The following is a 13,817-nucleotide window of genomic DNA, read 5'->3' as shown; positions in this document are numbered from 1 at the left end:
GCAATGGATTTGTCCCTGGAGAAGGCGCGGGGGTCGTCCTATTAAAGCCGCTGTCCAAGGCGATCGCTGATGGGGACCTCATCCATGCAGTGATCCGGGGGACAAGCATCAACCATGGAGGTAAGACCAACGGCTATACGGTGCCGAACCCAACAGCCCAAGGGGAACTGATTCGGGCGGCACTGGAGCGAGCGGGGGTACATGCGCGGACGGTCAGCTATATTGAAGCCCACGGAACAGGCACGGAGCTGGGGGATCCGATTGAAGTGACGGGTCTGACCCAGGCATTCAGGAAGGATACGCCGGATACGGGATTCTGCGCCATAGGCTCTGTGAAGTCCAACATCGGACATCTGGAGGCGGCAGCGGGCATTGCCGGGGTTGGGAAAATCATCTTGCAGATGAAAAACCAGACGCTGGTTCCCAGCCTGCATGCCCAAGAATTGAATCCGAACATCCATTTCGATCAGACGCCGTTCGTCGTCCAGCAGGAGCTGGGGGAATGGAAGCGGCCGGTGGTTGAGATCGATGGAGAGACGCGGGAATATCCGAGGATTGCCGGGATTTCATCGTTTGGAGCGGGAGGCTCCAATGCACATGTCATCATCGAAGAGTACATTGCAGAAGAGAAGGTGCCGATGAGCGTTACGGCTCAAAAGCCTGCGATCATCGTATTGTCGGCCAAAAATGAAGAACGACTGAAAAAGCAGGCCGAGAGATTGCTAGCCGTTATGCGGGAAGGAAAGCTAAGCGAAAGCAGTCTGGCCGATGTGGCATACACGCTCCAGGTGGGACGCGAAGCCATGGAAGAGCGCCTGGCAGTGATTGCAGGGTCTATGCAGGAGCTGGTGGACAAGCTGGAAGGATTCCTGGAAGGACGGGACGGAATCCCTGAGTTGTACCGGGGCCAGGTCAAACGGAATAAGGAGGCGCTGACGGCGCTGGTAGAAGATGAAGACATGGACAAAACGATCGCTGCCTGGATAGGGAAAAGAAAATATTCGAAGGTTGTTGATCTCTGGGTCAAGGGACTGTCGATGGATTGGAACATGCTTTATGGGGATGCCAAGCCGCGGCGAATCAGCCTGCCGGCCTATCCTTTTGCGAGGGAGCGGTACTGGATCACGGATATTATGAGTCCATCTGTAGAAAGAGTCTCTTCTGTAGAAAGAGCTGTTACGGAAGCTCAGGAAAAGGCAATTCCCGTCCAGACTCATGCGATGCAGCCAACAGCCCTAATACAACCCGGTTTTTTGAATAGTTCTGAAAAACCAAGCGCCATATCCTTACCGAATTTGTTGGACCGTCAGCCGCACCTAAGCAAGTCTGCCAACCAGGAGGGGACAACGATCATGTTAACTTCACTGGAGGAGACATCGCACACATTAGAGGATGAGAAGAAGACGGAAGCGCTGTCGTCTGTTCCATCTGCAATATCGGCGGAAATATTGCAGGAGGAGCTGACAACAAGCCTGGCGCAGGCTTTATATATAGATCGGAGCGATATCGATTCGGATAGAAACTTTGTTGATCTTGGATTGGATTCCATTATAGGCGTAGAGTGGGTTCGTAGCATTAATAAGCATTACAATACAGCCATAACAGCGACAAAAGTCTACGATTATCCAACCATCCGGGATTTTAGCAAATTTGTAGAGAAGGAATTGTTGAGCAAATCAATTGCGCCATTCTCTGCCCAGTCTATTTCGGATCATTCTCCAGCAGAGTATTCACTGTCATCGGTTGCATTAGAGCCGGAGAAATCGGCAGAGGCTTCCATTCAGGTGAATTTGATGCCGATTTCGTTTGAAAAGCAGACGCAGGCCAGCATGGCTGAGTGCAGCGCCTCGGCAGAGCTTTTACAGGAAGAACTGACGGTAAGCCTGGCTGAGGCTTTGTATATGGAACGGAGCGAGATTGAGGCGGATAAAAACTTTATAGATACCGGACTAGATTCCATTATAGGCGTAGAGTGGGTTCAAAATATTAATAAACGATATGGTACATCTATAGCAGCGACCAAGGTCTACGACTATCCGACCATTCACCAATTCGCTACATTTTTGGCACAAGAAATCAATAAGCGTGGAGGAAGCTCCAATCAACAATCCTTGAGCACAGTCCCGGACACGGATAAGCCTATTGCGAAAGTCCATTCGAAGGGACCTGACACGCTACAATGCTCTCCAAGGCTATCGCCTAAGGAGGATTCCGAGCCATTCCATCTGGTAAAGGTAGCAGAGGATTCATCGCCTATGCCTTCGGAAAATAAAGACGTAATTGCAATTGTCGGGATTTCGGGAAGATATCCTGGTGCGGAAGATGTGCAGCAATATTGGGATAATCTCGCTCTAGGCAAAAATTCCATTATTGAAATCCCGAAGGACCGTTGGGATGTAAGCCAATATTATGATCCTCGTCCAGCGCAAGAGGGGAAAATCAATTGTAAGTGGCTGGGTGTTTTAGAGGATATGGAATATTTTGATCCGTTATTTTTCAATATTTCTCCTACCGAGGCGGAAGGGATGGATCCCCAGCAGCGCATTTTTATGCAGGAAGCATATAAGGCAATTGAGGATGCAGGCTATAGTGGCTCACAGTTGGGAAATAAAAAATGCGGGGTTTACCTCGGAATTTTAAATAATGAATATAGTATGCTGCGGTACAAGCATCAAGCGCAGTTCACCAATACTACTGGGAACAGCAACGCTATTGCAGCGGCTCGCATCTCTTATTTCCTCAATCTGAAAGGTCCAGCCATATCCGTAGATACGGCATGCTCCTCATCACTGGTGGCAACCCATCTGGCCTGCCAAGCGTTATCTAACGGAGAGATAGAAATGGCGTTGGTTGGCGGGGTGTCGCTATATCTGACTCCTGAATCGTATGTAGGCATGTCTGCATCTGGAATGTTGTCGCCAGATGGCCGGTGTAAAACGTTTGACAATAGCGCCAACGGCTTTGTTCCGGGGGAAGGAGTAGGGGCGCTGGTTCTGAAGCGGCTGAAGGATGCTGAAGCTGATCGGGATCACATATACGGAGTTATTATCGGGTCCGGAATCAATCAAGATGGAAAAACCAACGGGATTACCGCTCCAAGCACAAACAGCCAAATTGAGCTGGAGCGGGAAATATACAACAAATATCAGATTGAGCCTGAAAGCATTAGCTATGTTGAAATGCATGGGACAGGAACCAAGCTGGGCGACCCTATTGAATTGGAAGCTTTATCAACCGCCTTTAAAGAGAAAACCGATCAGAAGAACTACTGTGCCATAGGTTCGGTAAAAAGCAATATCGGACATACTTCTGCAGCAGCGGGCATAGCAAGCGTGCAAAAGGTGTTGCTATGCATGAAGCATAGAAAACTAGTACCGACGCTGAATTTCAAGAACCCGAATGAGCATTTTGATTTTGATAATTCTCCTTTTTATGTCAATACAGAATTGAACGCCTGGGAACCTTCCCGCGGGAACAAAAGGCGCGCCGCTGTGAGCTCTTTCGGGTTTAGCGGTACGAACGCCCATCTTATTATTGAAGAATATCGTCCCGGGACTGGAACATCTGCGACATCACCAGCAGCCGCCGATATCCATAATCCCGTTCTCTTCGTTTTGTCTGCCAAAGGTGAAAAGCAACTAAAAACGTATGCCGAAAGAATGAGGAGCTTTATTGCATCCCGGGAAAATCTTAACCTCTCGGATATGGGGTATACGCTGCAAGTGAGCCGCGAGCCGATGGATTACCGGCTGGCTTTTGTGGCAGATTCAAAAGAGGCATTGCTAAAAGCGCTCGAAGGATTTGCGAATCATGATCTGCTTGCTGGCGTCCTAACGGCTCAGGTGAAAAAGAGCAAAGACGGGATTGTGATGTTTGAGGCGGATGAAGATGCCAAATCGTTGCTTGAAACCTGGATCAAGAAGAGAAAACTGAAAAAAATAGCGGAGTTGTGGGTAAAGGGGCTAACTATTGACTGGAACAAGCTGTATGGGGACATCAAACCTTACCGGATCAGTCTACCGACCTATCCTTTTGCGAGAGAACGCTGCTGGGCACCTGAGCTTGACAGCAAGGCAGGCAAAGGCATGACTTCTATCACTGCCGCTTCGCTCCATCCTTTACTGCATCAAAACACCTCCGATTTCTCGGAACAGCGGTTCAGTTCGACTTTTACAGGCCAGGAGTTTTTCCTGAAGGATCATGTGGTGAATGGACACAAAGTTTTATCCGGGGCTGCTTGCCTTGAAATGGTTCGGGTGGCCGTGGATCAAGCAACAGGATCTGATGAGGGTGGGCCAACCGAAATTTGCCTTAAAAACGTGGTTTGGGCACGGCCTATTATCGTAGAGGATGGGCCACTGCAGTTACACATCGGACTTTTCCTGGATGATCATCAAGAGATTTCCTATGAAATATATGGGGAGAGCGAAGAAGCTGATGCAGGGATTGTGATATATAGCTACGGCAGTGCTACACGAAGATCGGCTGCGGAAGTCCCAGCACTGAATATTAAAGACTTGCAGAATGTATGCAGTCGGAACTTCGACCCCACACAATTGTATAGAGTTTTCAGGGATATGGGAATTGATTATGGCCCTGGACATCAAGGGATTGAGATGGTGTATGCGGGAGAGGGTCAAGTGCTGGCTAAGTTATGCTTGCCGTCTTCCGTTTCTGACAACCAAAGCAAATTTGTCCTGCATCCAAGTATGATAGATTCGGCCTTGCAGGCAACCGTAGGCTTGACGCTGGGGTCTGGCGAGATCAAACCTTCTCTGCCTTACGCCATTCAAGAAGTTGAAATTATAAAAAATTGCAGCTCCATCATGTGGGCGTTGGTTCGCTACAATGCAGACGGTCTAGCTGAGGAAAAGGCACAGAAGCTGGATATTGATCTGAGCGACGAGACCGGAGCCATCTGTGTCAGAATAAAAGGATATTCATCAAGAATTCTGAGTAGGGACTCGATTTCTTCGGATGTTCAGTCAAATTCCAGTAACTTGATGCTTGAACCCGTATGGAAAGAGCAAGGGATTGCTCTAGAGGCCGAAATGCCTGTATATGATCGCCATGTCGTGTTACTCTGCCAGCCGTCCGGGATTTCCCGTGAACAAGTTGAAGCTCGAATGGACGGCGTGCAATGCATTGTACTGCAACCCGACCGAAACGGAATCGCGGAACAGTTCCAGCGTTACGCCGTCCAGGTGGTTGAAGAGATTCAAAGCATTTTCAGGAAAAAACCCAATGGTAAGGTGCTGATCCAGATTGCCATAAGCGGACAGGAGGAGCAGCAGCTTTTCTCGGGACTTTCCGGTCTTTTAAAAACGGCCCGGCTTGAGCATGCAAAACTGGTAGGTCAGTTAATAGAATTGGGACAGGATGAGGACTGGGGAGCAGTCATAGACATTTTAAAAGAAAACAGCCGTAGCCTCGGGGATATCCAGATCCGGTACGAGAAAGGCACACGGTGGGTTTCCTGCTGGAACGAAGTTCACATCTCTCAGGAAGCAGCGGGTAACCCGTGGAAGGATGGCGGAGTGTACCTGATTACTGGCGGTGTCGGTGGATTGGGACTCATTTTTGCCAAAGAGATTACGGATAAAGTCCATAAAGCCGTCTTGATTTTAACGGGGCGTTCCGCGCTGGATGAGGGCAAACGGGCTGAGATAAAGAAAATGGAGGCATTAGGGGCACGAATAATATACAGACAGGTCGATGTAACTCAGGAGCAGGCGGTGACCGATTTAATCCAGGAAATTCAGGAGGAATTCGGAAGCATCAATGGCATCATTCACAGTGCAGGAGTTATTCGTGACAATCGCATACTCCAAAAAAATAGCGAGGAAATGCTGGAGGTTCTCGCTCCCAAAGTAATAGGGACAGTGAATCTGGATCAGGCAAGCAAGAACCTGCCGCTTGACTTCTTTGTTCTATTTTCGTCTGTAGCCGGAGGATTAGGTAATCAGGGACAGGCCGACTATTCTGCAGCTAATGCGTTTATGGATGCTTATGCCGGATACCGGAACACTCTGATAGCATCTAAGCAGCGCCAAGGTCAAACGCTATCCATCAATTGGCCGCTATGGAAAGAGGGTGGGATGCGTATTGATGAGGAAACGGAGAAGCTGGTAAGGCAGCGTACAGGCATGAGCGGCTTGTCAACCTCTTCCGGCATTCAGGCCTTGTATCGTGGCATGATCGCGGGCGTTGATCAGGTTATGGTGATGGAAGGCAATCTCGCAAAAATGAAGAAAACCATGAATTTAATCACGACTCCAGAGATTAGGCAGCCTGAAAAGGTGACGGGAATTTCAGAAGCTTCCCCTGAAAGCAATGCCGTACCGGATCTGCTGGACAAGGTGCAGGCCGCTATGATACAGGCCGTGTCAAAATTGCTGAAAGTCAAACTTGAAGATATTGATGAACATGTAGAACTGAGTGAGTATGGCTTCGACTCCATCCTGCTTACACAATTTACCAACAACATCAATCACTTATACCGGCTTGAACTGACGCCGGACATATTTTTTGAATACACAACGATTCATGACTTCACCAGGTATTTTGTGGACGAATATGATGCCGTGCTTGGCGAGCAGTTTGCCGTGCATGCCCGGACTGAGCCTGCTGTCCAGGCCGTGGAGGATGATAGGGAAGACAGTGCCCACGTTAGACGGCAGCGTTTCCGGTTTGCAGGCGGGAATGTGTTGTCCACGCCGCAACAGACTCAGGCTGTTCCTGAACCCATTGCCATTGTGGGAATGAGCGGTGTATTTCCCATGGCTCGGGATGTGGATGAGTTTTGGAAAAATCTTGAGGAAGGCAGGGATTGTATCACTGAAATCCCTGAAGATCGCTGGGATTGGAAGACGTATTACGGTGACCCTGAGCAGGAGGCCAATAAAACAAACATCAAGTGGGGCGGGTTTATTGACGGGATCTATGAGTTTGACCCGCTATTCTTTGGAATTTCACCACGGGAAGCCGCACTCATGGACCCGCAGCAACGGCTGTTGATGACCTATATCTGGAAGGCGATTGAAGATGCAGGCATTCAGGCAGGGAGTCTGTCGGGGACCCGTACAGGAATCTTTGTAGGTACCGCGAACAGTGGCTACAGCGGTATGATCTATCAGGGAAATGTGGGTGTCGAGGCGTATTCCTCCAGCGGTATGGCACCGTCTGTTGGGCCCAATCGAATGAGCTATTTCCTTAATATTCATGGTCCGAGCGAGCCTATCGAAACGGCTTGCTCCAGTTCGCTGGTGGCCATTCACCGGGCCGTTAGGGCCATAGAGGATGGAAGCTGCGAGATGGCGATTGCAGGCGGCGTCAATGTGATTATCACACCTGAACTCCATATCAGCTTCAACAAAGCAGGAATGCTGTGTGAGGACGGTCGGTGCAAAACCTTCTCCAATAAGGCCAATGGCTACGTGCGTGGTGAAGGGGCCGGCATGCTTTTCCTGAAAAAGCTGAAGGATGCAGAGAAGGATGGAGACCATATTTATGGTGTAATTCGGGGTACTGCCGTCAATCACGGAGGCCGGGCCAATTCCCTGACAGCTCCTAATCCGAGGGCTCAGGCGGATGTGTTGGTAAATGCATATACAAAGGCCGGAATCGACCCAAGGACTGTCTCTTACATTGAGGCCCACGGGACAGGCACCGAGCTGGGCGATCCGATTGAAATTAACGGGCTGAAAGCAGCTTTCAAAGAGCTTTATGAGAATACAGAGGGACCCGGGATCACAGAATCCCATTGCGGATTGGGCTCGGTGAAGACCAATATCGGACATCTGGAACTGGCTTCTGGAATCGCGGGCGTCATAAAAGTACTGCTTCAGTTAAAGCATAAAAAGCTGGTCAAAAGCCTTCATTGCGAGGCAATTAATCCCTATATAAAACTTGAAGGTAGTCCGTTCTATATCGTTCAGGAGGCGCGGGATTGGAAGCCACAGCGGGATACTCAAGGGAAATATATTCCTCGTAGAGCGGGTGTTAGCTCCTTTGGATTCGGGGGTGCCAATGCCCATTTGATAATCGAAGAATATATTCCTGAAAAGCAGGAGCAGAATTCTATTACCCTTACCACCCCAAAATCGGCTATTGTGGTGCTGTCAGCCAAGAGTGAAGGACAATTGCAAGAGCAGGCGCAGCTATTACTAGCTGCAATCGGGGAGCATCCGTTCACAGACAGTAGTCTGGTAGATATAGCGTATACCCTTCAGGTGGGGCGCGAAGCGATGGAAGAACGTTTGGCTTTCGTTGCAGGCTCTCTCCGGGAGCTTGAAGAGAAATTGAAAGGATTTGTGGAAGGCCGGGATGGTATTCACGGCTTACACCTGGGACACGCCAAACGCCATAAAGAAGAAAATAGAGCTCGTGAAGACGGAGAGGGTGCGGGCACGGCGATTGATGTGTTGGTTAGCGAAGGCAGCTATGGCAAAATCGCAGACCTTTGGGTAAAAGGAGTCGCAATTGACTGGGCCCTGTTGTACGGAGAGGCTAAACCAAACCGTATCAGTCTGCCAACCTATCCCTTTGCCAAAGAACGATATTGTATAACCGATATCAATAAACGGACGGGAGCAAGCGGTGTTGTGTTGGAACGGGAGACAGCAGACGGCATTCATCCCTTACTTCAGCGCAATACGTCCGATATTTATGGATTGCAGTTCAGCTCCACTTTTACGGGGAAGGAATTTTTCCTGTCTGACCATGTGATAAGGGGGCAGAAGCTCTTGCCTGGAGTGGCCTACCTTGAAATGGCGCGGGCGGCAGTAGAGCAGGTCTCAGGATCTCCGGAAGACAAGTGGACGTCCATCCGGCTAAAAGATGTGGATTGGATCCAGCCTGTTGTGGTTGGGGAGGAGTCGGTTGATGTCAGTATTGGGCTTTATCCGCAAGATGGCGGGGAGATCGCCTATGAAATTTACAGCAAGTCTGGAGCAACGGACAAGGGACTGGCGGTGCATAGTGAAGGCAGGGCAGTAATTGTTCCGGTGGCAGAGGTCCCTGCTATAGATATTAAAACCTTGCTGGAGCAGTGCAGTCTGGGCTCCGTTTCATCCCGTCAGTGCTATGAGGCGTTTGCGGCGATGCAGATTTCCTATGGGCCGGGACACCAGGGAATTGAGAAAATATATATCGGAGTGGGTCAAGCGCTTGCCAAGTTGTCCTTGCCTTCTTCCGTTTACCATACGATGGAACGTTTTGTGATGCACCCCAGTTTGATGGACTCCGCTCTTCAGGCGACGATAGGCTTGATTATGAGTGCAGGTGATCGCAAAGCTTCCATTAAGCCAGCTTTACCATTTGCATTGGAAGAGTTAGAGGTATTTAACAAATGCACATCAGAGATGTGGGCCTGGATTCGTAATAGTGAAGACAGCAGGCAAGATGGCCCGCTGCAAAAGTTAGATATCGATTTGTGTGACGAGCAGGGGAATGTTTGTGTGAGGATGAAGGGATTCTCATCACGAGTTGCTGAAGGAGGAACAGGTGGCCCAGATGAATGGACTGCACCTGAGACTTTGATGCTTGAGCCTGTGTGGGAAGAACAAGCGGTTGCTCTGGAAGGAACAGCACCTGACTATCAACAGCATCTGGTAATTTTATGCGAACCGGGATATATTTCCGGGGAAATTATTGAATCACAGATGAACGGGGTGCAGTGCCTCATTCTCCAATCCGAAGAGAAGAGCATTGATGCACGGTTTAGGACTTATGCGACACAGGTGTTTGAGGCAATTCAACATATTCTTAAAACGGAATCCAAAGGCAAAACATTGGTTCAGCTTGTCGTTCCGGTGCAGGATCACCAACAGGTATTCTCGGGACTTTCCGGACTTTTAAAAACAGCATGGCTGGAGAATCCAGTACTGGTTGGCCAACTGATAGAAATGGATGTGGAGCAGAATTCAGCAGGTATGATAAATATCTTGCAAGAAAACAGTCGCAGTTCTATAGAACCACATATTCGCTATCAATCGGGTAGACGGCATGTTGCCGTATGGACGGAAATTAAAGCCTCTGGGGAAGCGATCAGCATTCCGTGGAAGGACAGGGGAGTATATTTGATTACTGGCGGGACCGGAAGTCTCGGTTTGATTTTTGCCGAAGAAATTACACGACAGGCCAGAGATACTACTTTAATTCTTATTGGACGCTCACCGCTTCGTGGTGACACCAAAGCAAGGATTGAGGAGATAGAGGCTTTAGGTGCAAGAGTAGTATTCCGACAAGCCGATGTCGCCGATAAAAGGGCGGTTGAAGTTTTGATTCGGGATATTCAGGAAGAGTTTGGGAAGCTGGACGGAATTGTGCACAGCGCAGGAATGGTTAGCGATAATTTCATTATTAAAAAAACACGGGAGGAATTGCAAAACGTTTTGGCACCAAAGGTTACGGGATTGGTGAATCTGGATCAGGCTTGCAAGGAAATCCCGCTGGACTTCTTCATCCTTTTTTCATCCGTTGCAGGGAGCCTCGGGAATATAGGACAGGCTGACTATGCTGCTGCCAATGCCTTTATGGACGCCTATGCCAAGTACCGTAGTACGCTGGTAGAGCGAGAACAACGCCAGGGGCGGACGATTTCAGTCAATTGGCCATTCTGGAAAGAAGGCGGAATGCGTATTGATGGGGAAACAGAAAAGATCATGGAAGGGATGGGGATGTTTGCAATGGAGACTGGTGCAGGAATTCGGGCTTTGTATCAGAGCCTGGCTTCCGAAAAGAATCAAGTCATGGTGTTGGAAGGGCATGCCAGTCAGCTAAGAGAAACGCTCCTGCAGCAACCGTCCCTGAATCAGACTGGAAATGCCTCCTCTATGATAAGGGAAAGCGAGATGGGTTCGGTCATCGGACAAGACCTGCTTGCCGAAAAAGCGGCAAATTATTTAAAGCAATTGCTCGCTACATCCATCAGGCTGCCGGCAAGGCAGATTGAAACCGATGCCCCTATGGAGAAGTATGGCATTGATTCCATTATGATTAAACAGCTAACCCGTGAGTTGGAGAAAACATTTGGAACACTGCCCAAAACTTTATTTTTTGAATACCAGAATATCCGGGAATTGACCCAATATTTCCTTAAAGTCCACCAGAAGCAGTTGATTAAATTACTTGGAATCGAGACAGAGGACGCTACGAAAGATTTCAAGCCTTCTACGGTGGAAAGCGACCCGGTAAGGTCACTTTCTGATAGTCGGAAGCAATCGCGTTTCATGCCAGTTCAGGCAAGTTTCCAACCGCAACCGGAACGAGCAGGCGGATCAGAGGAAATTGCCATTATCGGTTTGTCGGGCATGTATCCCGATGCAGAAAACATACGGGAATTCTGGAACAATCTGCGCGATGGGAAGGATTGCATTACGGAAATTCCCAAAGATCGCTGGGATCACAGCATGCACTTTGACGAGGACCGGAACCAGTCCGGAAAAGCTTACAGCAAGTGGGGAGGCTTTATCAAAGGTGTGGATCAGTTTGACCCCATGTTTTTCAATATCTCTCCTAGAGAAGCACAGATAATCGATCCTCAGGAGCGTCTATTCCTGAAATGCGTCTATGAAACGATAGAGGATGCAGGCTATACCCGGGAAGCGCTTGGACTGGAGCGGGGCCTTGGGCAGGATAGGAATGTGGGTGTTTTTGTCGGGGTCATGTATGAAGAATACCAGCTTTATGGGGCACAGGAACAAGCTAGGGGCAGAATGATTGCCGTTCCTGGCAATCCGGCTTCCATCGCAAACCGGGTATCTTATTTCTGTAACTTCCACGGTCCGAGCATGGCTGTGGACACCATGTGCTCTTCTTCATTGACGACCATTCATCTGGCCTGCCAAAGCTTGCAACAAGGCGAGTGTGAGCTTGCCATTGCTGGCGGCGTGAATGTATCCATTCATCCGAACAAATACCTGATGCTTGGGCAAGGCAGGTTTGTATCGAGTAAAGGACGGTGCGAAAGCTTTGGACAAGGCGGAGATGGATATGTGCCGGGAGAAGGCGTAGGAGCCGTACTGCTCAAACCACTGGCCAAAGCTATTGCAGATGGCGACCATATATATGGGGTCATAAAGGGGACCTCGGTGAATCATGGAGGGAAGACAAACGGATTCTCAGTTCCGAATCCCAATGCGCAGGCCAGTGTAATTGGAAGGGCCTTTAAGAAAGCAGGAATTAACCCCAGAACCATTAGTTACATCGAAGCGCATGGCACCGGGACATCTTTAGGTGACCCCATTGAAATCGCCGGATTGCAAAAAGTGTTCCAGGAATATACGGAGGATAAGCAATTTTGCGCAATCGGATCGGCAAAATCAAATATTGGGCATTGTGAGAGCGCGGCTGGGATTGCCGGAGTTACAAAGGTGCTCCTTCAGCTCAAATACGGACAAATCGTGCCTTCATTGCATTCAAAAACACTAAACCCGAATATCGATTTTAGCGATAGTCCTTTTATAGTTCAGCAGGAGCTGGGAGAGTGGAAAAGACCCGTCGTCACAATGAATGGGAAGACAGTTGAATACCCAAGAGTGGCAGGTATTTCCTCCTTTGGCGCCGGAGGTTCCAACGCACATGTGCTCATTGAGGAATATATCCCTGAGGAGCAGGAGACTAGACAAGTTACCATTCCACTGCAAAATCCTTTAATGATCGTGCTGTCGGCGAGGAATAAAGATCGACTGGATGAACAGGTGCAAAGACTGCTTGCTGAACTCAAAGAGCCGGAATACTCGCAAACCAGCCTGGAGGATATAGCATTTACTCTGCAGGTGGGACGGGAAGCCATGGAAGAACGGTTAGCAATCATAGTTAAGTCTACCCGTGAGCTTACAGAAAAGCTGGAGAGTTTTTTAGCGGGGAATGAGGATATTGACGGGCTGTATTTGGGTCAGGCAAAGAAGAATAAAGACATCCTAGCTGTTCTTGAGGCAGACGAAGACATGGCAAAAATGGTGGATAGTTGGATAAACAAGGGTAAGTATACAAAGCTGGCGGAGCTTTGGGTGAAGGGGCTGCTCTTCGATTGGACTAGACTTTATGAGAATATTAGCCCTCGTCGGATTAGTCTGCCAACTTATCCATTTGCCAAGGAGAGCTATTGGATCTTCGCGCGTGGGGGCGAATCCCGGGACGTCGAGACGGAATCTCCTGTAGTCGATGTGTCGGTACAAGAGTTCGTTTCCAGCCCTCCTGCAGTTAACCATAGCAACGATAATGTGCAGAGACAGACTTTGGCGAAAGTACCTGAAAAACCGCAGGGCATTTTGCTAAGCTCCGTTTCCAACATCCAGATGGTAGCAGATAAGCCAGAAAAGTCAGCCGTGCTGGCAGAATCCAAGCCTGCCCCGCCGCAACCTGAGGCCAAGCCTTCTTCGCCGCCGCCCGTTGTTGCCAGGGATGAGGCAAAGCGGTCGACATATGCGCCAACGGCTGTACGGATAGAAACATTGGAGAAGGAACTGGTAGAAAGTCTTGCGAAATCCTTGAGTATGAATGAAAAGGATATTGGCCGGGATGATCAATTTATTGATATGGGACTGGACTCCATTATAGGCGTAGAGTGGGTACAGGCTGTGAATAAACGTTTTGGAACAGCTATTCCAGCTACCAGAGTGTACGACTATCCTAACATTAAAGAATTTTCCAAATTTTTGGCAAAGGAATTGAACAAGTTGGCGGGAGATACAAACCAGGCTCCTACAGAGCCGAACCCTAAGCAGCCCATGCAAGCCTTGTTACAGAAAGTACTGCAGGGTGAGTTAGATTTTGAACAGGCCGACCAGTTATTCAACCAATTACACTCGTAG

Annotated in this window: 1 protein-coding gene (cut by a window edge); it reads left to right on the top strand. The window is 49.0% G+C overall.

Annotation, left to right across the window (positions count from 1 at the left end; genetic code table 11):
- Nucleotides 1-13,817, top strand: partial view of an SDR family NAD(P)-dependent oxidoreductase gene (locus KAI36_RS16770; protein WP_220025472.1) — the 3' portion only. The gene continues 5,887 nt to the left of window position 1, outside the view; 13,817 of the gene's 19,704 nt are visible here — the last part of the coding sequence; the start codon falls outside the window, past its left edge; it ends in the stop codon at nt 13,815-13,817.

Origin of the sequence: Paenibacillus sp. S02, assembly GCF_019454065.1 — a bacterium.
Classification (GTDB): domain Bacteria; phylum Bacillota; class Bacilli; order Paenibacillales; family Paenibacillaceae; genus Paenibacillus; species Paenibacillus polymyxa_B.
Note: the sequence above shows the minus strand (reverse complement) of the source record. Positions and strands in the feature narration are given on the sequence as shown.